Genomic DNA, 19,717 nt, shown 5'->3' on the forward strand with positions numbered 1-19,717 from the left:
GATTAGTAGAGCAGTGCATAAAGCTGGCGGCGGTAGCGGCCTGCCAGTTCATTGCCTTGGCCGAGAGCAGCCAGAATATCCATCATGGTTTTCTTCGCATCGCCATCGGCAAAGTTCAGGTTCTTGCGCAGCAGACCAATCAATAGCTCGAGCGCCTCTTCTTGACGATTCACTTGGCTGTATTGAATAGCAAGCTCGAAGGCGAGATCGGCATTGTCAGGGTCGGCATCGAATGCTTTTTGAAGTTCTCGGATCTCTGGAGTGTCAGCGGCTTGCTTGTGCAGCTCGACTTTTGCCACGAGTGCTTTGTATTGCGCATCCTGATCTTGCATTAGCACGGTGCCCAAAATGGTTTCCGCGAGATCGTACTGCTGCGTTTCAACATAACACTCGGCCAACGCCAGCTTGAACACACCAAGCTCTCCCAGCGATGCTTCCAACAACTTGAGCTGAGCCAGTGCGTCAGTGAAGTTGCCATCGGCGATCAACGCTTGGGCTTGTTTGAACGCCATTTCGTCTTGGCTAGGCAGGTGGCGGTTCAACAGCTCTTTCACTGAGTCTTCCGTTTGCGGGCCGGCGATGCCATCAACAGGCTGACCATTACTAAAGAGTGCGATGGTAGGCAATGAGCGAACGCCAAATTGTGCCGCAAGCATTTGCTGCTGTTCGCAGTTCAAGAGTGCCAAAGTGAATGCGCCGCTGTACTCGTGTGCGAGCTTTTCAAGAGCGGGAATAATCTCTGTGCTTTCTGGGCTCATTTGCGCCCAGAAATGGATCAGTACGGGAGTCTCTACGGAGCCTTCCAGGATCTGCTGAAAGTTCTGCTCGGTAAGTTCAACAATGTAATTCGGTTGCATGGCTTTGCCTGATCTAATGACTTATTGTCTAAAGGTGGGGGGAGCGGCGCGAAAATTCAAGGCATGAAGGTGCGAACTTCTGCCTGTATCACTTTGAAATGGTGGGAAACAAAAAAGCCGCTGTCTTCACAGCGGCCTTCTTTTTGCGCTCGTCGATATGAGACGCTGACTTAGAACACAAGCAAAACTGCCAGCGTAACACTCAAACAGAGCCAGTTCAGTTGACTTAAGGACATAGTCCGGCTCCTTTAGGGATAATTTAGTTCTTTTTGTAATCCCCGTTCACGGCCTGATCCGACTCGCTTCACATCGAAGAGGAAGAAGGTGGCAGGTGTTTCACGGTACGGTAAGGAGAATAACAAGTGTTTATTACAGTACTGTGAACATGAGCAAATTGTTTTTAAGTCTATTTTTTCGACAAAGTTCGCATTTAGCCGCCTTTGGACAACAATTTGTCCAACATGCGTGAAGACAGCAGACGTTTACTTATCGCCATATACTGCGTTGGCTTGGTGACACGGTAGCGGATTTTGGCTCGTGAGGCAGTCAGCGCATGAACCAAAGGCTCAACAATGGCCTCGGATGGCAGAGTATATTTGTTGCCGGAGGTTTCACTCTCAAGGCGCTGTTTTTGTTTGAGGTATTCCGCTTCGTGGCGGCTGTCATTCAAGTTGATAAAATCAAAAAAAGCAGCCAACGCATTGGCGCGAAAGCGGCTTTCTATCGGGCCTGGTTCAATCAAGCTCACTTGAATGGGGGTATTTTCCAGCTCAAGACGCAATGTGTCGGTATAACCTTCAATCGCAAACTTACTGGCGTTATACGCACCGCGATATTTTAAGGCCACAAACCCCAGTACCGAACTGTTTTGCACGATGCGTCCGGCACCGTTTTTCATCATCATGGGAATGACGGCTTGCGTTAAGGTGTGCCAACCAAACACATTGGTTTCAAATTGCTTTCTGAGAGCATCGGTCGGCAAGTCTTCCAGCGCGCCCGGTTGTCCATACGCCCCGTTATTGAACAAACCGTAGAGTGTGCCGCCTGTGTGTGCTTTCACTGTCTCTACTGCCGAGAGAATGCTGTTTGTATCTGCTAAATCGAGCTGTATGCAATGAAGCCCTTCAGCTTTGAGTTTTTCAACATCTTGTTGAGCGCGGCAAGAAGCAATCACATCAAACCCTTGCTTTTGCAGTGCATGAGCACAGGCGTAGCTATCCCCGTTGAACATCCGGTGATTAAGACCGATTTCGTCATGAAAGTCATATTCCTTTTTAATGGAGCCTTATTGATTGAGATAGGGAGACATTTGCTCTGTCATAAAGTCAGCAATCCAAGGCTGAGCAATGTCTTTGGGATGCAAGCCGTCTGACATCATCCAGCCGTCGGTCATCACGACTTTCTCCATAAAGAAGGGCAAAAGTGGGATTTGCATTTCTTTACTTAACTCTGGATAGATATTGGCGAAAGCATTGCTGTATCGTTGACCATAATTAGGAGGAATGTGGATTTGCATCAGCATCACATTTGCACCACTTTCCGTACTCATGGTGATCAGTTCTTCTAGGTTGGAACGTATTTTCTTTGGCGGAAAGCCACGTAGTCCGTCGTTTGCACCTAATTCGATCATCACCCAATCCGGTTTGTGTTGTTCCAGCAGTTGGGGCAGTCGGTCAAGGCTGTTGCCTGTGGTGTCACCGGAAATACTGGCATTAACGACGTTGGTTACCGGCGTTTGATCTGCCAGTTGTGGTGCCATGAGTGAAGGCCAACTCTTTTCTATGGCCATTTGATAGCCAGCGCTCAAGCTGTCGCCCAGTACCATCAGTGTTTGTGCAGCACTGCTGTGACTAACAATCAAAAGACAAAATGTAAGGATACGAAACATGACAACTCCAGTGATTAGGGCTAACAACGTCTCAAAAATAGTGACGACCAATGCGCAGACTCTAACCATTTTGCAGGATGTTTCCCTTCAGGTCGAGCAGGGGGAAAGCATTGCTTTAGTTGGAGTTTCAGGTGCGGGTAAATCGACACTGATGACACTTCTCGCAGGGCTTGATACGCCAAGTCAGGGCGAAATAGAGCTATTAGGCTCGCCACTTTCTGCATTAACCGACGATGAGCGTGCTGCGATTCGTGCGGAATCTATTGGTTTTGTCTTCCAAAGTTTTCTTTTAGTTCCCTCTCTCACCGCGCTCGAAAATGTTCTCTTACCTTGCACTATCCGCGGGGATGACGAGGATGAAGAACGGGCGATGGAACTGCTTCATTCTGTTGGGCTCTCCGGCCGTGAAACCCATTTACCGTCGCAACTGTCTGGTGGTGAGCAGCAACGCGTCGCCATTGCCCGCGCTTTTATGACCAAACCCCGCGTATTGTTTGCCGATGAACCGACAGGCAATCTCGACCAACATACCGCTTCAACCGTGATCGATTTGCTGTTCAACTTAAACCGCGACCACGCCACAACCTTGATTTTGGTGACTCACGATCCTGACTTGGCGGAACGCTGCAACCGAACGCTTCACCTGAATGCGGGCGAATTGATGGGGGCAGCATGAGACGAACGTTAATTTGGCGCTGGGCTTGGCGCGAACTGTTTCATGGTCAGCTTTGGCCTGTTGTGGCTGCGCTGGCACTTATCATTGCCTGCGTGTTTGCACTGTCTGCGTTGGCAGGACGTATTGAGTCGGTTTTGACCCAACAAGGTCGCTCAATGCTTGCCGCGGATTTGGTGCTTCGCAGTAACCAACCACTAGCGGCAACAGAGCTGGCCAAGTTTGATGCTTTGGGCGTTGAAACGTCTGACCAAACCCGCTTTGGCACCATGGCGTTCAGTGATGAAAACATGCAGCTCATCAGCGTGAAAGCGGTGGAGAGCAACTACCCACTTCGCGGCACGTTAGAGCTTCAAGGACAAGACGCTATGCGTGACAACGTTCAGCCTGGTGAGCTTTGGCTGGAAGAGCGCTTGTTCACCCTCCTTGATGTGTCGGTGGGCGACAAAGTGGATGTCGGGGATTTGACCCTGACTGTCACAGGCAAGATTATTTCTGAGCCCGAACTTTCGTTTAACCCGTTCAGCCAAATGCCTGCTGCCATGATGCATCACAGTGATGTGGATGCCGCTGGGGTGGTGCGTCCGGGCAGCCGCGTAAATTACCGCTACTTCTTTAGCGGTAGCAACAGCGAATTGGCTGATGTGAAAGCTGCTTATACGGTCCAAGAAGGCCAACGTTGGATTGATGAGAACACGGGTGACCGCACCGGTGACATGTTGGATCGCAGCCGCGGATATCTGTCTCTGACTGTGGTGCTGGTGATCATCATGGCAGCGGCCACTTTGCTCCTGACGTGTCAGCATTATGTCGACAGCCGTACCCAAACACTGGCAATGGTGAAAAGCTTGGTGCGCAGCGAAGCTGGGTGCGCAGATGGCTCAGTAAACAGTTGGTGATGTTGATTGTGTTCGCCTCTGTCATTGGTCTGGCATTTGGTGCAGGGCTTGAATATCTGCTGCGCCTGCCGCTTGCTGATGTATTGCCGTCGCCGCTACCCAGCTATGGCATTTTACCTTGGGTATTAGGGCCGCTCGTCGCGTTGTTGGTGGCACTGCCTGCGCTGGGAATTCCGCTGATTCGTTTGATTGATGCACCCGCGATTAGCGTGTTGCAATCACAGGGTGCAGTCAAAGCAAGAAAGAACCCGTGGAGCTGGCTGCTCGCGTCAGTGCCTATTCTGGCACTGGTTGCTTGGTCGTATGACAACCGTTTGATGTGGCTGGTGCTTGCGGCCTTGGTGGTGATGCTCAGTGTCTTAGCCGCAATCGGTGTTTTAGTGCTTCGTTTTGCACAGCGTCGCGTTAAGCGTCCAGCATTCAAACTGGCGCTGTCTCGTATTACCCGTAATCCAGCCGCCAGTGGCGCGCAACTTGGCGCGTTGGCAACGTCGTTTATGTTGTTGTCGATTATCTGGCTGCTAAGAACGGATTTATTAGATGACTGGCAGCAAACCTTGCCTCCAGAAGCACCGAATGTGTTTGCACTGAATATCGCCAAGAACGAGTTGGATGATTATGTTGGCCGCCTCGATGCAAATGGTTTGCAGCGTTCGGAAGCGTATCCGGTGATTCGCGGTCGTTTGGTGGGTCGCAACGGAACGAGCTATGCCGAGTTAGAACCGAATCGCCAAGACAGAGATGAAGCATTAAGGCGTGAGCTGAACTTCACGTGGCGTGATGAGTTACCGAGTCACAATGTGGTGATGGAGGGTGAGTGGCCAAGCCAAGGCGGCGTCTCGGTTGAAGAAGGCATTGCTCAACGTCTGGGGCTTCGCATTGGCGATGTACTGACGTTCAGCGTCAACAGCCAAGAGTTTGATGCCACCGTCAATTCCATCCGCGAAGTCGAGTGGCGCAACATGAAGCCTAACTTTTACTTCATCTTTGACCCGGCATTGGTCGAAACTCTGCCTGCAAACTGGCTGGTGAGTTTCCGACTTGAACAAGGGCAGAGCGATATCATCAATGCTTTGGGGCGTGATTTCCAGACCGTTACCTTGCTGGATCTGCGTACCATGAGTGAGCGCATTCAGGTGATCCTCCGACAAATAAGCATGTCGCTTTCTGTGCTGGCGGGGCTTGCGGTGGTGAGTGGTCTCTTGCTGCTACTTACTTTACTGCGCATTACGCTTGCGGAAAGGCAGCGCGAGATCATGCTTTACCGCACACTTGGGGCGAGCAAGAAACGCATCAACACCACGCTTTGGGCGGAATACGGCATCATGGCATTAGTGTCTGGTTGTATGGCGGTGGGCGGTGCAGAGCTTGCTATGGCTGGGCTGTTGAAGTGGGGCGTTGAATTGCCTGTTCGATTGCACCCAGAGGTGTGGCTGAGCTTGCCAACGCTTGCCGTCGGTTTGGTGTTTATCACAGTGGCATGGATGATCAAAGGGCTGCTTGAACCGCTAAAACGTTAGTGGCAGGTCTGCCTTGGAATAAGGCAACAAAACGGCGCATCTGCGCCGTTTTCTGTTTCAACGATGCCCTTCGCTAGTTAGCGAAAATATTGTCGAGCGCAGGACGGATTTCGCTGAATTGGAACGCATAACCTGAGTCCAGCAACGCCTTTGGCACGACACGTTGCCCTTCAAGCAGCAATTGTCCCGCTTCACCGAGCATAAGCTTAATGGCAAAAGGCGGAGTAAACAGAATATGCGGTCGGTGTAATGCGCCCGCCAATGCCTCGCTGAATGTTTTGTTGGTCACGGGATTCGGTGCGGTTAGGTTAAAAGCACCGTTTGCGGACTCGGTATTCAACAAATACAAAATCCCGCCGACCATGTCGTCGATGTGGATCCACGGGAAATATTGCTTACCCGCACCGATAGGGCCGCCAAGACCCAGTTGGTAAGGCAGTAACATCTTCTTCAATGCACCGCCTTCTTTGCTCAAGACGATCCCTGTTCTGAGCAGGCACACGCGGGTTTGTGCCGCTTTTGCGCGAACCGCAATTTTCTCCCAGTTTTCACAGACAGAATGGGCGAAATCTGATGCGTCAGAGACAAAGGTTTCATCAATCACCTTGTCGCCTTGGTCACCATAGATCCCAACCGCGGAACCGCTGATAAAGGTGTGTGGCGGATTATCGGCTTCGAGGATCTTTTTTACCAAATGTTCGGTAATGCCCCAACGGCTAGAGCAGATAATGCCTTTTTGTTGATCGGACCAGCGTTTGTCGACGATCGGCTCGCCTGCCAAGTTGATCACCGCATCAATCGCATTGAAATCCGGCAAATCATCCAGATTTGAGATGCAGTTGAGCTGGCGAGAAAACAGCGAACGCGCTTTCGACTCAGAGCGAGTCAGCAAGGTGATTTCATGGTCTGAAAGCTTATCAATCAGCGCACGTCCGATTAAGCCCGTGCCGCCAGTGATCAGAATATGCATGGTGAGCGTCCCTAAATGCGTTTTATAGATTCAGTATGCATTCAAACAGTTATTTGATCATCTTCGGCAAGCACTTCCGTTAGACGCTCTGAAAAACCTTGTTACATTTATCACCCTATAGACAAAGTGTGATGGTATTTTTCTTTACACTGGCGCACTGTTAGGTAGGCAGTTTGCTTATTTACATTCTCCATCTTTCCCCGATGTTTTAAATCTGGCTATCCGGAGTGAATGTGAAAGGAATCACCGCATTATTATCTGCGATGCTGGGAAGCTTGAAGGATTTGCTTCCAATCATCCTTGTCATTGGATTTTTCCAAATCGTTGTCCTGCAACAACCGATGCCGGACAGCTTATCTATTCTTGTGGGTCTCGTTCTCGTTGTGATGGGACTGACTTTCTTCGTCTTCGGTTTGGAGATGGGGCTGTTTCCCATCGGTGAATCCATGGCACATGCACTGGCACGAAAAGGCAGTGTGTTTTGGCTGATGGTCTTCGCATTCTTACTTGGCTTTGGCACCACCATCGCCGAACCTGCGTTAACCGCCGTTGCAGCGGAAGCCGCCGAAGTTGCCGCTGAAGGCGGCATGATTGCGATGGAAGAAGCGGCGCAAGAAACCTATGCCAACGGGTTGCGTATTACGGTCGCGCTATCAGTGGGTTTTGCCATCATGTTGGGCGTGCTGCGTATCCTCAAAGGCTGGCCAATCCATCTCATCATCATTGGTGGCTACCTGCTGGTGGTGCTGATGACCATGCTGGCACCGCGTTACATCATCGGCATCGCGTATGACTCAGGCGGTGTGACGACTTCCACCATCACGGTACCTTTGGTGACGGCACTTGGGGTGGGGTTGGCAACCGTGATTAAAGGGCGAAATCCTATGGTCGATGGCTTTGGCCTCATTGCCTTTGCCTCATTGTCTCCCATGATCTTTGTGATGGTTTACGGGATGGTGGTGGCATGACGTTTAGCACTCTCATTCCAACGTTTGTTGAAACGCTTTTCTCTACCGTGCGCGATGTGTTCCCCATCGTTTGCATCATCTTTGGTTTTCAATTTGCAGTGCTTCGCCAGCCCATTGCCAATTTAAGACGCATTATCTTCGGCTTCGTGTATGTCCTGATTGGGCTTTCATTGTTTTTAATGGGCTTAGAACTGGCACTTTTCCCGCTTGGCGAGTCGATGGCAATTCAACTTACCACGCCAGAGTTTTTGTTTGGGGAAGGGGAAACGATGCCGCTGGTGGTCGAGTGGCACCATTACTACTGGGTTTATGTTTTTGCCGCCGCCATTGGCTTTAGTACCACAGTCGCCGAGCCTTCTTTGATAGCAGTGGCAATCAAAGCTTCGCAAGTGTCTGGTGGAGCCATCAGTGTGAATGGCTTGCGATTTTCTGTCGCGCTTGGCGTGGCAATAGGAATCTCCCTTGGTTGCTATCGCATTGTGGCAGGCGACGCTATCCACTATTACATCATTACAGGCTATGTGTTTGTGGTGATACAAACCTATTACGCCCCCAAGTTTATCGTACCGTTAGCGTATGACTCGGGTGGGGTAACCACGTCGACGGTGACCGTTCCCTTGGTGACAGCCCTTGGCCTTGGTCTTGCATCGACAGTTCCAGGAAGAAGTCCTTTGATTGACGGCTTTGGCCTTATCGCCTTTGCCAGTTTGTTTCCCATGATAACGGTGATGGGATACGCCCAAATAACGGCGCGGCTGGCGAAACGTCAGCAAGCACAACAAGAATAGAGGTAATCCAGATGCGATTTAAGTTAATCGTGGCGTTCATCGAAGACTCGAAAACCGATGATGTGCTTGATGCAGCAAGGCAAGCAGGCGCGACAGGTGCAACCGTCATCAACAATGCTCGCGGTGAGGGTTTGACCAAGAAGAAAACCTTTTTTGGTCTGACATTGGACGTACAGCGAGACGTGGTGCTGTTCTTAGTGGAAGAGCATTTGGCGAGAAGCATTCTGGAAACCATCAATGATGTAGGTGAGTTTGATGCTTCGTCGGGCAAGGGGATTGCTGTGCAGCTCGATGTGGAAGATGCCGTGGGTGTTGCCCATCAAATCCAAGAATTAAGTAGCGTGATTGAGGAAGAGTTATGAAGCTAACTAAGCGCGTCAGGGATGTCATGAAAGATGACTTTGCGCTGATCGACGGGTTAACCACGGTGGCTGAAGCAATTCGTATTGCGCGAGATCGTCAAATCAAAGCCTTGGTGATTAAAAAGCGCGATGAAGACGATGAATACGGCTTTGTGCTGATGAACGACATCGCTAAAAAAGTGCTGTCAAAAAACCGCTCACCAGAGCGCGTGAATGTTTATGAGATCATGACCAAACCAGCATTGGGTGTGTCACCCGATATGAACGTGAAATACTGTGCCCGACTGTTCGAACGGTTTGGTATTAGTCGGGCACCAGTGATTGAAAACGGAAAAGTGTTGGGTGTCGTCAGCTACAACAGCATCGTAATGTACGGGATGCTTGCGGACTAATTAGCGATCATTGTGCCCAAGGTCGCGTGCTGGGTCGAAATTGTCTCTCACGCGCTGCTTGAGCACCTTGGCTTCAGGGAAACCGCCGTCGCGCTTTCGTTCCCAAATCACTTCACCATTGCAGAGGATTTCAAAACGTCCTCCTGTATCTGGATGCAGCGTAAGGCTAGTGATCTCTTCACTGAAGGTTGAGAGTAGCTCTTGCGCCATCCAGGTCGAGCGCAGCATCCAATTGCATTGTCGGCAGTAGTAAATCTCTATGCTAACCATCACATCTCCTTGTCTGATGAGGTTTTTAGAATGCGCCCATCAATAGCTTAGCCCCGACGATAAATGTCAGAATTTCAAAGGCTATCTTAATCATTTTATTGCTGTATTTGTCGGCGAGATACGCGCCTAGGTACCCGCCAATCATTGAGCCAGCCAGTAGTGCTGGGATCCACGGCCAATAAATTTCGGCACCTGCGTAAGCAAGGGTGACAGCACCTAAGCCGTTCCAAAACAAACCGACACTCACCAGGGTTAAGGCGACGGCTTGTTTGTAATCAAGCCCGAACCATCTGACGAGAAACAGGGTCACGAAAAGGCCTGTCCCCGCTGTGAGTGATCCGTTGAGAAGCCCAATGGCACTAAGGCCAATACAACCTAGGACCATGCCCATGGTATCGCGGTGCTTAGGGCTGGACTCTTGTCCCAGAGACTTTCGCATGCGCGAGTAAACGCCCAAACCAATGATAAAGGCGCCGAGCAAGGCTTCAGCGACAGGGCCGGGTACGAAAAGGATAAGGTTGGCACCACCGATAACACCGGCAGCACCCGCGAGTGTCACGTAAATCGTGAGTGCAGGGTCGAGGTTACCGCTTCGCCAGTGCTTGAGCGCAGCACCAAGGCCAAGCGCAACAGAGGCCACTTTGTGAGTAGCAAGGGCGACAGAGAATGTCAGGCCGAGAAACAGCAAAAGAGGAAGCTGCAACAAACCTGCACCGCCACCGGCGAGAGAGGCAAAGGTGTTTGCGAGGAGCGAGCCAATAAACAGCCCCAAGGTTGAGAGAAAATCCATATTCGCTCTGAAATCCATTTTAAGTGCTGTGTTGATAACACGGGCGTTGCGGGAAGCCAAGAAAAAAGCCTGTGAGGTCACAGGCTTTTCGAGGTTTTCGCAATAAAGGAGGCAGATTACCAGCCTTTAACGATGCCGCCGTCAAACACTTCTGAAGCCGCGTTGTACACTTCGTCAGTTTGGTAAGCTTTCACGAACTGCTGTACGTTTTCTGCTTTCACGTTGTCAGTACGCGCAACAATCAGGTTCACGTATGGTGACTCTTTATCTTCAACAAAGATGCCGTCTTTTTCAGGGCTCAGGTTGATAGAGCTTGCGAACGTGTTGTTGATGATTGCCAGAGTTACGTCATCCAGAGAGCGTGGCAGTTGCGCCGCTTCCAGCTCAACGATATCCAGGTTTTTCGGGTTGCTGGTGATATCCAGAACCGTTGCACGCAGGCCTGCTTCATCTTTCACTTCAATCAGACCTTGCTTCTCAAGCAGCAACAGTGAGCGGCCTAGGTTTGTTGGGTCGTTAGGTACTGCGATTTGCGCGCCGTCTTCGATCTGGTCAACAGAGGTCACCTTGGTTGAGTAGCCCGCGATTGGGTAAACCAGCGTGTTACCTGCGATTTCAAACTTGTAACCACGGTCAGTGATTTGCTGATCCAGATAAGGTTTGTGTTGGAATGCGTTCGCGTCAATTGACCCTTCTTCCAAAGCCGCGTTTGGCGTAACGTAGTCAGAGAAGGTCACCAGCTCAACATCCAGGCCATACTTCTCTTTTGCAATCTTCGCTGCCACTTCCGCCACTTGTTCTTCAGCACCCGCGATAACACCGATTTTTACTTTGCTCAGATCAACAGTTTGTTCTTCTTTACCACAACCCGTTAGTGCCAGAGCAGAAGCAAGACCGACAACAGCAGCCACTTTCTTAAGAGTAAATTTCATAACGCATCTCCTTAAATTGAATAATCCATTTTGTTTGGGCTAGTGCCCTTATTTATCTGTGGTCAACTCGCTTCACCAGGTAATCACCGGCAGATTGAATGAGCTGAACCAAAATCACGAGCATAACGATGGTGATCATCATGACAGTGCCATCGAAGCGCTGATAACCGTAGCGAATACCAACGTCACCCAGACCGCCGCCGCCGACTGCACCCGCCATCGCGGAGTAACTCACCAGCGTAATCAAGGTAATGGTCACACCGTTCAAAATACCTGGCAGTGCTTCTGGCAACAGGACTTTGCGGATGATTTGCAGTGGCGTTGCGCCCATTGATTGCGCAGCTTCCACTAGACCTGACGGCACTTCTAAAAGCGCACCTTCAACCAGACGCGCAATGAACGGAATCGCACCCACTGTCAGTGGCACAATAGCCGCTGCGGTACCGATTGAGCTGCCCACAACCAAACGCGTGAACGGAATGATGGCAACCAGCAAAATGATGAATGGGATAGAGCGGCCAATGTTCACCACCGTACCCAGCACTTTGTTCAGTGCTTTGTTTTCCAGCAGGCCACGTGGTTTGCTTAGGTGAAGCAGCACTCCCAGCGGGATACCGAACAAAAAGCCAATGGCACCTGACACGAACACCATGGTGAGGGTCTGGCCTAGGGCTTCAATGAGAAGATTTACCAGACGTTCGTTCTCGACGAACCAGCCTGAAATGCTTGCGATATTAAGCGACATAGCCCAGCACCTCGATATTGATATTGTGTTCCTTCAAATACGCCAACGATTGATTCACATCGTTTTCTTCACCGAAAAATTCCGCCAACATCAGGCCGAATTTCACGCCACCGGCGTAGTCCATGTCTGCACTTAAGATGCTGACATCAATATTGAATTTGCGAGATACCTGACTGACCAAAGGTGCATCCACGCTTGCGCCTGTAAATTCAAGGCGAACCAGTGGCGGCAATTTACCTTGGCTTTCGCTTTGCAAACGCTCCGCGTATTCCTGAGGAATGGTCAGATTCAGTGTTGAGCGAATAAAGGTGCGCGCGAGTTCTGTTTTCGGGTGCGCAAAAATGTCGCCAACTGGACCGTTTTCTAGCAGTTCACCACCGCCAATGATCGCCACTTCATGACAAATGCGCTTCACTACATCCATCTCATGGGTGATGAGCAGGATAGTCAGGCCTAGCTTTTGGTTGATGGTCTGCAAAAGGTTCAAAATAGAGTGGGTCGTTGCAGGGTCCAATGCGCTGGTGGCTTCGTCACACAGCAAGACTTTAGGATCGCTTGCCAGAGCACGTGCAATTGCAACACGCTGCTTTTGGCCGCCACTCAAGTTTGATGGATAGCTCTGCTGCTTGTCGCTAAGGCCAACAAGGTCCAGTAGCTCAGTCACTTTCTCGTTGATGTGTTCTTGGCTTTTGCCTGCCAGTTCGAGTGGCAGCGCAATGTTGTCAAACACAGTGCGAGAAGACAGCAGGTTGAAGTGTTGGAAAATCATGCCGATTTTCTGACGCTCTTTGGTCAGTTCAGCATCGTTCAGCGAAGTGAGTTCAACACCATCGACGGTGACAGTTCCGCTGGTTGGGCGTTCGAGAAGGTTAACGATACGGATCAGTGTGCTTTTACCCGCACCTGATGCACCGATGACACCAAAAATCCTGCCCTGAGGAATGTGAAGGTTAATATCACGCAGGGCATGGATGGTTTGCGTGCCCTGTTTGAACTCCTTATTAACCTGTTTTATTTCGATCATACGCCTTCCTGGACAAAATCGTGTTAAATAAACGTTAAAATGCTAGCGATATTCTTTGCTTTTGTTTTGCATCTTGGAATTTGATGCTATTTATTGTCGTGAGCTAAGTCAATAGATATTTTTACGGCTAGACGTCTAAACGTATATTTGAAATTTGGGAAGCCAGCAGAAGGGGCGATAGGACGGGCTTTGTGACGACGAACACCTTGTGTCGTGATAGATACAAATACCTAATCCTTGTGACTATGTAACCTCTTTTTTGCCCTTCACACTATTGGTTGCCGCTTTTTTGTACTAGCCCACGATGGCACGCGTTTTCATGGACTACGGTTTGGGTTTGCTTTCGCAGTTTGAGCCGTAATGTGAGCCGATCTTTTCAGCGAGTAATGTTGCTTGCGAGTGCCCTCAGCTGGGTGCTCGTGTCGTTGATGCCGGTGATCAATGCTCACGGTGCTAACGCTGGAGTGTGGGAAAGGCTCTGCACATTGCATGGATTCAAATTCGTGCAAGTGGAGGGGAGTGACGCCGCTTCCCATAAAGAAACAACGCATGGAAAACCCTGTCCTTTCAGCCACTTCTCTAACTGCCACCAATTAGCGTTATCAACCAGCGAAAGCCATACATGGGTGAGGTATGTCGGAAACCCGGATTACGTCTTTTACACCCCACGACTAAAGTTTGAATCTCCCAACGCCAGAGCCCCGCCTTTCATGCTGTTTTCTGCTTAAAAACAACCCTCTTCGATGAAATTGCATCATCTCCTTTGACGCTTTTCATCGTCAAATTTGCACTGCTTGCGGTGTGATTGTTTATGAGAAAGGAAGATCAATGAAAGAGCTTAACAAGGCGTCTGCAACGGGCGTCGATAAGGCGCGCTACTTTACTGCTTGGCGTTGGCATTTTTACGCCGGCTTGTTTGTTATCCCCTTCATGCTAATGCTGAGCATAACGGGGCTTATCATGTTGTTTGATAAAGAAATTGAATCTGCGCGTTATGCTGATTTGCTCACCGTTGACGTGCTGGACGAAAAAGCGACGCCGTCACAGCAACTCAACGCGGTAAAACTCGCAGCCCCAGATGCTGTCATCACCCAATATATCCCTCCAAGAGGCGAAGGCGCACCGAGCCGATTCTCTGTTCGATTCACTGACGAAACTACACGGTTCTTGCTGGTGAATCCCTACACGGCAGAGGTACTCGGGCAGATAGACCGAAGTGACAGTTGGTATGAGCTTGCCAACGACATTCATGGCACCTTATTGATTGGCGATGTGGGGGATTACCTGATTGAAATCGCAGCCAGCTTTGCCATTTTGCTTCTCGTCTCTGGCATCTATATGTGGTGGCCGCGAGATGCACAAAGCCGTGCTGGTTTTTTGAAGATCAGAATGGGCAGTGGGTCTCGAATCTTGATGCGGGATTTACATGCAAATCTTGGCGGGATCTTTTCTATCGTGCTGCTGTTTTTTGTTGTCTCTGGCCTTGCATGGGCAGGCATTTGGGGTGGAAAGCTGGTGCAACCGTGGGGAAGCTTTCCAGCGGAACGTTCTAAAAATATCCCTCAATCGACAGTCATCCATAAAGATCTCAATCATGGCTCAGAGGAAGAAATGCCATGGAACTTGGAGCTGGTGTCAGTACCTATGTCAGGAGTTAAAGGCGGACAGGTTGATATAGATGACATGGTGCAACTGGCTGAAAGTAAGGGCTTTACCCACTACAAGCTTCGGTTTCCTGAATCAGAAACGGGCGTGTTCACCTTGTCCGCCAACACTATGAGTGGCGATATCTCCAACCCTACGCAAGACAGAACGACACATGTTGACCAATACAGTGGTGACATCCTCGCAGACATTCGGTTCGCCGATTACAACCTGCTCGCAAAGTCGATGGCGGCGGGAATTGCGCTTCATAAAGGCGGAATCAGCATCATCAATAAGGTGCTGAACGTAGTTTTCTGTGCCGTCTTTATTCTTGTTTCTATCACTGGGGGATTGATGTGGTGGAAACGACGCCCGAAAGGCGCGGCAAGGTTGGTTGCACCGCCAATACCTGCGCCAAAAGGGCTATGGGCAGTCGGTTTGCTTACCTTGTTGACCATCTGTGTGCTGTTCCCTTTGGCGGGGGGGACGGTGATCGCGATAGTGAGCATTGATTGGCTCATCTTTCGTAACGTCGATGTTATCAAGCAAGCAATAAACTAAATCGAATCAGCCCCGTTAAGGGGCTTTTTTATGGAGGGCGAATACACAACGCATCCTTGGTAGCACGGCGTTATTAAGCCACAGAGGCTCATATCTATCAGGTGCTTAAAGAATGCTCGCTTATTGTTTGACCAACTTCAAACAACCCAGTGTTGTGACTATTGGCACACCCTCAAAATGAGTAAAGTGTTTGAAACATCTTATTAACTAATTTGGTTGATAAGAATAACAAGGCGAATTAACGCAGTACCTGTTCTTATCGATACACCCTTTTGTGCTGCTGTCATTTTGGCCGAACCCAAGCAAGGAGACCGAACTCATGTTGAAACGTCGTTCTTTTCTCGCAGCAACAACCGTCGCACTCGGCGTTCTGTTGTCTGGTTGTGGGGAGCAGAAACAAGAAGCCGCTGCAGAAGCAAAGCCGGCTGAGCAAGAAAAAATCGAATGGAAAATGGTCACTACGTGGCCGAAGAACTTCCCAGGTTTAGGCACGGGTGCCAACAATCTTGCTGAGCTGATCACCGACATGAGTGATGGTCGCTTGGAAGTGAAAGTGTACGGTGCAGGCGAGCTGGTGGGTGCGCTGGACGTGTTTGACGCAGTGTCTCGCGGTACGGCTGAAATGGGCCATGGCGCAGGTTATTACTGGAAAGGTAAAGCACCAGCAGGCCAATTCTTTGCGGCAGTGCCGTTTGGTCTGACAGCGCAAGAAATGAATGGCTGGATCTACAACGGTGGTGGTCTCGAGCTGTGGGCAGAAGCCTACGAACCTTTCGGTATTATCCCGATGCCTGCGGGTAACACGGGTGTCCAAATGGGTGGTTGGTTTAACAAAGAAATCAACAGCATCCAAGACTTGGAAGGCCTGAAAATGCGTATCCCGGGTCTGGGTGGTGAAGTGCTGAAACGTGCTGGTGGTACACCCGTTCTGTTGCCGGGTGGCGAAATCTTCCCATCACTGCAATCGGGCGCGATTGATGCGACGGAATGGGTAGGCCCATACAACGACTTGGCGTTTGGTCTGCACAAAGCGGCGAAATACTACTACTACCCAGGTTGCACGAGCCAGGTACAACGCTGGAAGCGCTGATCAACAAAGAAGCGTTCGACAAGTTGCCGAAAGATCTGCAAGCCATTGTGCTGGCAGCCACCCGCGTTGCGAACGCCGACATGCTGGCGGAATACACTGCACGTAACAACGCGGCATTGGAGAGCTTGATCAACGAACATAACGTTGAACTTCGCCCATATCCAAAACAAGTGCTGACCGAGCTGCAAACACTGGCTGACGAAGTGGTTGCAGAGCAAGCGGAAGTGGATGCGATCAGTAAGAAAGTCTACGACTCTTACAAATCGTTCCGTGACCAAGCGGTTGATTGGCATGCAATCTCTGAGCAAGCCATGCTGAATGCACGTAACCCACAATAATTGCTTTACCTCGGGGAGTGACGATTGTCCTCCCCCAATTTGCTTTTCCCTTTTCGCCCAATGCAGTTAGAGCAGTCGTATGGATACCGCATCTCCTTTTCTTATTGCCCTGATTCGAGGCATAAATCGATTCAGTGACTGGACGGGACGTTTTGTTTCTTGGTTCGTGTTGGCCATTGTGCTGATCACCTTTGTTGTGGTGGTTATGCGCTATGTGTTCAATACGGGCTCTGTCTTCATGCAAGAGTCCATTCTTTATTTTCACAATTACGTCATTATGTTGGGTGCTGCCTATGCCTTGCTAAAAGGCGCGCATGTTCGGGTAGACATCTTTTATCGACCAGCCTCCGAAAAGAAAAAAGCCTGGGTCGACCTTTTTGGCTTCGTCTTTCTTCTTGTACCGACTTGTGCCTTTATTTTCTATATCGCTTGGGACTATGTCGCTGCTTCGTGGTCCATCATGGAAGGATCACAAGAAGCCGGTGGGGTGGACGCGCGATACATTTTTAAAACCAGCATCCTGTTGATGCCGGCGTTGGTGTTGTTGCAAGGATTCGCGGAAGCACTGAAGGCGATTCTGACGCTGACAGGTCATCAAGACTTGGCGAAACAATTGGAAGATCACGATGAGGAGCACGCCCTATGACCGAGTTCCTCGCGCTGTTTCTTTTCTTGTTCACCTTTGGCGTACTTCTTGTCGGTTACCCTGTTGCCTTCTCACTGGGCGGCTCAGCCTTGTTGTTTGCCTTCATCGGCTCAGCGACAGGCGCGTTTGATCCGGCCTTCTTAGAAGCTATTCCAAACCGTATTTCTGGCACGCTCTCGAATGAATTGCTGGTAGCAATACCCCTGTTTGTCTTTATGGGAGTGATGCTGGAAAAATCCAGAATCGCAGAGGACTTGCTCGATACTATGGGGCAAGTGTTTGGTGGCCTTGCGGGTGGTCTTGGCATTTCCGTGACTATCGTCGGTATGTTGCTCGCAGCCAGTACCGGTATTGTCGGCGCAACTGTTGTGACCATGGGGTTGCTGTCACTGCCTTCCATGATGAAACGAGGATATTGTCCACGTATCGCAACAGGTACCATCTGTGCATCGGGTACCTTGGGGCAAATTATTCCGCCATCCATTGTGTTGGTTCTGCTGGGGGACGTTATTTCCGCGGCCTACCAACAAGCACAGCTTGATCAAGGGATTTACTCGCCAGACAGCGTCACTGTCGGTGATTTGTTCCTTGGTGCTTTGATTCCGGGCTTCGTGTTAGTCGGTCTTTATATCGTTTACATCATTGCAGTATCCCTTCTTCAACCTTACCGTGTTCCGCCAATTCCTGAAGAGGAAAGAAAGGTCAGCAAAGAACTGCTGATGCAGGTTGTCACCGTCTTGATTCCGCCAGTGCTGCTTATTGTGCTGGTGTTGGGCTCTATCCTTACTGGGGTTGCCACACCAACGGAAGCCGCTTCGGTGGGTTCTGTGGGAGCCATCATTTTGGCACTCAGCAAGAGAATGTTTAGCTTCACTATGCTGAAAGAAGTGATGCGTACAACCACCGAAGTGACGGCGATGGTCTTTATGATCTTGATAGGCGCATCGCTGTTTGCTTTGGTCTTCCGTGGCTTTGGTGGCGACGATATTGTCCGTGACTTTTTGACGAGTCTGCCGGGCGGGGTGTTTGGCGCAATGCTTCTGGTGATGTTGGTGCTATTCCTGCTGGGCTTCTTCCTCGACTTCATTGAAATCACCTTTGTAGTGATCCCGATAGTCGCGCCAATCTTGCTGACCATGGGGGTTGATCCTGTATGGCTGGGGATCATGATAGCCCTCAACCTGCAGACTTCCTTCCTGACGCCACCGTTTGGCTTCTCACTGTTTTATTTGAGGGGTGTTGCGCCGGACTCGATCTCAACCATGAAGATATATCGAGGCGTCATGCCGTTTATTGCCATTCAGCTTTTGGTATTGGCATTGTTAGCTTATTGGCCTGCAATGGCGACGTGGTTACCAGATATTGTTTACGGTTAAAATCAATTCAAAAGCCTCCAGATTTGGAGGCTTTTTTTTTGCCTATTTTATTGCTTGACGAAAGTCGGGACTCAGCATCTACTAGGCCACTTTTTGTTTGCTTCAGTCCGGAGTTTAAGTGGTATCCGCTGTTGATATCGCCATGTTGGCGGTGTTTATTCCAACTTTCTTTTTCGTTTCAATCACCCCAGGGATGTGTATGACGCTTGCCATGACGTTAGGCATGAGTATTGGCGTTCGACGCAGCCTTTATATGATGTGGGGTGAATTGGCTGGTGTTGGTTTGGTTGCGTTTTCGTCTGTTATTGGCGTGGCAGCAATCATGCTGAACTATCCAAATGTATTTACGGCACTAAAGACCCTTGGTGGCCTGTATCTGGTGTTTATTGGCGCACAGATGTGGTTATCCAAAGGTAAGATGGCGATCTCAGATGATCCCAATGCTGGGAGCACGTCTGCAATGACGTTAACCATGCAGGGCTTTTTCACTGCAGTGTCTAACCCAAAAAGCTGGGCGTTCAATATTTCTTTATTGCCACCATTTATTAACCCAGCGCAATCACTGGCACCGCAATTGTCTGTGCTGATCAGCATCATCCTTATCACTGAGTTTGCTTGTCTGTTGCTGTACGCAAGTGGCGGAAGAACACTGCGTCATCTTCTACAGAAAAACGGCAATGTTCAGTTGATGAATCGTATTGCTGGTTCGTTGATGGTCGGTGTTGGCGTTTGGTTAGCCTTGGGCTGATAACACGTTTAATCTCTCGTGAGGAGGGTGAGCACACCTTCTTCGTCGAATACCAACAGGGGAACACAACGTGTTCCCCTGTTGCCACCTAAACGGCGTTTTCCCTGCGAACTTTCGTTACACTTCCTCTCGCCATCAAACCAGTTAGCATCGCGTAACCACCTTATTCGCTTAAAGACTTTGTGTCTCAGCAATACCGCTTGACCCTGATTGAGACTCGGTTTTTACTAAGCTTC

The 19,717-nt window shown here is 50.0% G+C and carries 17 protein-coding genes and 3 pseudogenes; 11 read left to right on the forward strand and 9 right to left on the reverse strand.

All coding sequences use genetic code 11. The annotated features are described in order from the left end of the window. Window positions 1–2 precede the first annotated feature (2 nt). The 3 genes and pseudogenes from ATN88_RS22745 to tesA form a co-directional block, all read right to left on the reverse strand. Window positions 3–857, reverse strand: a complete 855-nt coding sequence (locus ATN88_RS22745; RefSeq protein WP_067419810.1) for a thioredoxin family protein — start codon at window positions 855–857, stop codon at window positions 3–5. Between the two features lie 430 nt (window positions 858–1,287). After that, window positions 1,288–2,114 (reverse strand): annotated as a pseudogene (locus ATN88_RS22750) (SDR family oxidoreductase). 28 nt (window positions 2,115–2,142) lie between these two features. Next, the gene (tesA, locus tag ATN88_RS22755) at window positions 2,143–2,745 is read right to left on the reverse strand and encodes a multifunctional acyl-CoA thioesterase I/protease I/lysophospholipase L1 (RefSeq protein ID WP_067419811.1); all 603 of its coding nucleotides are present in this window, start codon (window positions 2,743–2,745) and stop codon (window positions 2,143–2,145) included. On the opposite strand from tesA, the gene ATN88_RS22760 reads away from it, so the two are divergent. Further along, a complete protein-coding gene (locus tag ATN88_RS22760; RefSeq protein WP_067419812.1) occupies window positions 2,744–3,421 on the forward strand; it encodes an ABC transporter ATP-binding protein in 678 nt (225 codons plus the stop codon). The genes tesA and ATN88_RS22760 overlap by 2 nt on opposite strands. Further along, window positions 3,418–5,837 (forward strand): annotated as a pseudogene (locus tag ATN88_RS22765) (ABC transporter permease). Before ATN88_RS22760 ends, ATN88_RS22765 begins: the two are co-directional and overlap by 4 nt. A 73-nt stretch (window positions 5,838–5,910) precedes the next feature. Here the strand turns inward: ATN88_RS22765 and ATN88_RS22770 are convergent. Beyond that, window positions 5,911–6,807, reverse strand: a complete 897-nt coding sequence (locus ATN88_RS22770) for a TIGR01777 family oxidoreductase (protein WP_067419813.1) — start codon at window positions 6,805–6,807, stop codon at window positions 5,911–5,913. 233 nt (window positions 6,808–7,040) lie between these two features. On the opposite strand from ATN88_RS22770, the gene ATN88_RS22775 reads away from it, so the two are divergent. Genes ATN88_RS22775 through ATN88_RS22790 form a run of 4 tightly spaced genes read left to right on the forward strand, consistent with a single transcriptional unit; the run spans window position 7,041 to window position 9,317 of the window. Next, complete coding sequence (locus ATN88_RS22775; protein ID WP_157490792.1) at window positions 7,041–7,775, forward strand: DUF1538 domain-containing protein; 735 nt, start codon at window positions 7,041–7,043, stop codon at window positions 7,773–7,775. Continuing rightward, window positions 7,772–8,563, forward strand: a complete 792-nt coding sequence (locus ATN88_RS22780) for a DUF1538 domain-containing protein (protein WP_067419815.1) — start codon at window positions 7,772–7,774, stop codon at window positions 8,561–8,563. Before ATN88_RS22775 ends, ATN88_RS22780 begins: the two co-directional genes overlap by 4 nt. Window positions 8,564–8,574: 11 nt before the next feature. Further along, window positions 8,575–8,925 (forward strand): P-II family nitrogen regulator, encoded by a 351-nt coding sequence (locus ATN88_RS22785; protein ID WP_067419816.1) that lies wholly within the window; start codon window positions 8,575–8,577, stop codon window positions 8,923–8,925. Continuing rightward, window positions 8,922–9,317, forward strand: a complete 396-nt coding sequence (locus tag ATN88_RS22790; protein ID WP_067419817.1) for a CBS domain-containing protein — start codon at window positions 8,922–8,924, stop codon at window positions 9,315–9,317. Before ATN88_RS22785 ends, ATN88_RS22790 begins: the two co-directional genes overlap by 4 nt. Here ATN88_RS22790 and ATN88_RS22795 read toward each other — a convergent pair whose 3' ends face one another. From ATN88_RS22795 to metN, 5 genes are all read right to left on the reverse strand, one after another. Then, window positions 9,318–9,587: a SelT/SelW/SelH family protein gene (locus ATN88_RS22795; RefSeq protein WP_067419818.1), complete on the reverse strand. Its 270-nt coding sequence runs from the start codon at window positions 9,585–9,587 to the stop codon at window positions 9,318–9,320. Between the two features lie 25 nt (window positions 9,588–9,612). Beyond that, window positions 9,613–10,377: a sulfite exporter TauE/SafE family protein gene (locus ATN88_RS22800; protein ID WP_067419819.1), complete on the reverse strand. Its 765-nt coding sequence runs from the start codon at window positions 10,375–10,377 to the stop codon at window positions 9,613–9,615. A gap of 116 nt (window positions 10,378–10,493) precedes the next feature. Then, window positions 10,494–11,309, reverse strand: coding sequence for a MetQ/NlpA family lipoprotein (locus ATN88_RS22805; RefSeq protein WP_067419820.1), 816 nt, complete (start codon window positions 11,307–11,309; stop codon window positions 10,494–10,496). A 52-nt stretch (window positions 11,310–11,361) separates the two neighbouring features. After that, complete coding sequence (locus ATN88_RS22810; protein ID WP_067419821.1) at window positions 11,362–12,054, reverse strand: methionine ABC transporter permease; 693 nt, start codon at window positions 12,052–12,054, stop codon at window positions 11,362–11,364. Further along, complete coding sequence (gene metN, locus ATN88_RS22815) at window positions 12,044–13,078, reverse strand: methionine ABC transporter ATP-binding protein MetN (protein ID WP_067419822.1); 1,035 nt, start codon at window positions 13,076–13,078, stop codon at window positions 12,044–12,046. The genes ATN88_RS22810 and metN overlap by 11 nt, the downstream gene beginning before the upstream one ends. An 828-nt stretch (window positions 13,079–13,906) precedes the next feature. Between metN and ATN88_RS22820 the strand changes: the two genes are divergently transcribed. The 5 genes and pseudogenes from ATN88_RS22820 (at window position 13,907) to ATN88_RS22840 (ending at window position 19,481) form a co-directional block, all read left to right on the forward strand. Continuing rightward, complete coding sequence (locus tag ATN88_RS22820; RefSeq protein WP_067419823.1) at window positions 13,907–15,283, forward strand: PepSY-associated TM helix domain-containing protein; 1,377 nt, start codon at window positions 13,907–13,909, stop codon at window positions 15,281–15,283. Between the two features lie 319 nt (window positions 15,284–15,602). Further along, window positions 15,603–16,711: pseudogene (locus tag ATN88_RS28455) on the forward strand (TRAP transporter substrate-binding protein). Window positions 16,712–16,790: 79 nt separating this feature from the next. Further along, complete coding sequence (locus tag ATN88_RS22830) at window positions 16,791–17,357, forward strand: TRAP transporter small permease subunit (protein WP_067419824.1); 567 nt, start codon at window positions 16,791–16,793, stop codon at window positions 17,355–17,357. Then, window positions 17,354–18,733, forward strand: a complete 1,380-nt coding sequence (locus tag ATN88_RS22835; protein ID WP_067419825.1) for a TRAP transporter large permease — start codon at window positions 17,354–17,356, stop codon at window positions 18,731–18,733. The genes ATN88_RS22830 and ATN88_RS22835 overlap by 4 nt, the downstream gene beginning before the upstream one ends. Window positions 18,734–18,875: 142 nt before the next feature. Further along, window positions 18,876–19,481 (forward strand): LysE family translocator, encoded by a 606-nt coding sequence (locus ATN88_RS22840; protein ID WP_198158446.1) that lies wholly within the window; start codon window positions 18,876–18,878, stop codon window positions 19,479–19,481. The last annotated feature ends 236 nt before the right edge of the window (window positions 19,482–19,717 follow it).

Source organism: Enterovibrio coralii, assembly GCF_001559595.1.
Lineage (GTDB): Bacteria > Pseudomonadota > Gammaproteobacteria > Enterobacterales > Vibrionaceae > Enterovibrio > Enterovibrio coralii.

Coding starts and splice junctions, on each gene's coding strand:
- ATN88_RS22745 (WP_067419810.1), bottom strand. CDS start 857: ATGCAACCGAATTACATTGTTGAACTTACCGAGCAGAACTTTCAGCAG.
- ATN88_RS22760 (WP_067419812.1), top strand. CDS start 2,744: ATGACAACTCCAGTGATTAGGGCTAACAACGTCTCAAAAATAGTGACG.
- tesA (WP_067419811.1), bottom strand. CDS start 2,745: ATGTTTCGTATCCTTACATTTTGTCTTTTGATTGTTAGTCACAGCAGT.
- ATN88_RS22770 (WP_067419813.1), bottom strand. CDS start 6,807: ATGCATATTCTGATCACTGGCGGCACGGGCTTAATCGGACGTGCGCTG.
- ATN88_RS22780 (WP_067419815.1), top strand. CDS start 7,772: ATGACGTTTAGCACTCTCATTCCAACGTTTGTTGAAACGCTTTTCTCT.
- ATN88_RS22785 (WP_067419816.1), top strand. CDS start 8,575: ATGCGATTTAAGTTAATCGTGGCGTTCATCGAAGACTCGAAAACCGAT.
- ATN88_RS22790 (WP_067419817.1), top strand. CDS start 8,922: ATGAAGCTAACTAAGCGCGTCAGGGATGTCATGAAAGATGACTTTGCG.
- ATN88_RS22795 (WP_067419818.1), bottom strand. CDS start 9,587: ATGGTTAGCATAGAGATTTACTACTGCCGACAATGCAATTGGATGCTG.
- ATN88_RS22800 (WP_067419819.1), bottom strand. CDS start 10,377: ATGGATTTTCTCTCAACCTTGGGGCTGTTTATTGGCTCGCTCCTCGCA.
- ATN88_RS22805 (WP_067419820.1), bottom strand. CDS start 11,309: ATGAAATTTACTCTTAAGAAAGTGGCTGCTGTTGTCGGTCTTGCTTCT.
- ATN88_RS22810 (WP_067419821.1), bottom strand. CDS start 12,054: ATGTCGCTTAATATCGCAAGCATTTCAGGCTGGTTCGTCGAGAACGAA.
- metN (WP_067419822.1), bottom strand. CDS start 13,078: ATGATCGAAATAAAACAGGTTAATAAGGAGTTCAAACAGGGCACGCAA.
- ATN88_RS22820 (WP_067419823.1), top strand. CDS start 13,907: ATGAAAGAGCTTAACAAGGCGTCTGCAACGGGCGTCGATAAGGCGCGC.
- ATN88_RS22830 (WP_067419824.1), top strand. CDS start 16,791: ATGGATACCGCATCTCCTTTTCTTATTGCCCTGATTCGAGGCATAAAT.
- ATN88_RS22835 (WP_067419825.1), top strand. CDS start 17,354: ATGACCGAGTTCCTCGCGCTGTTTCTTTTCTTGTTCACCTTTGGCGTA.
- ATN88_RS22840 (WP_198158446.1), top strand. CDS start 18,876: ATGTTGGCGGTGTTTATTCCAACTTTCTTTTTCGTTTCAATCACCCCA.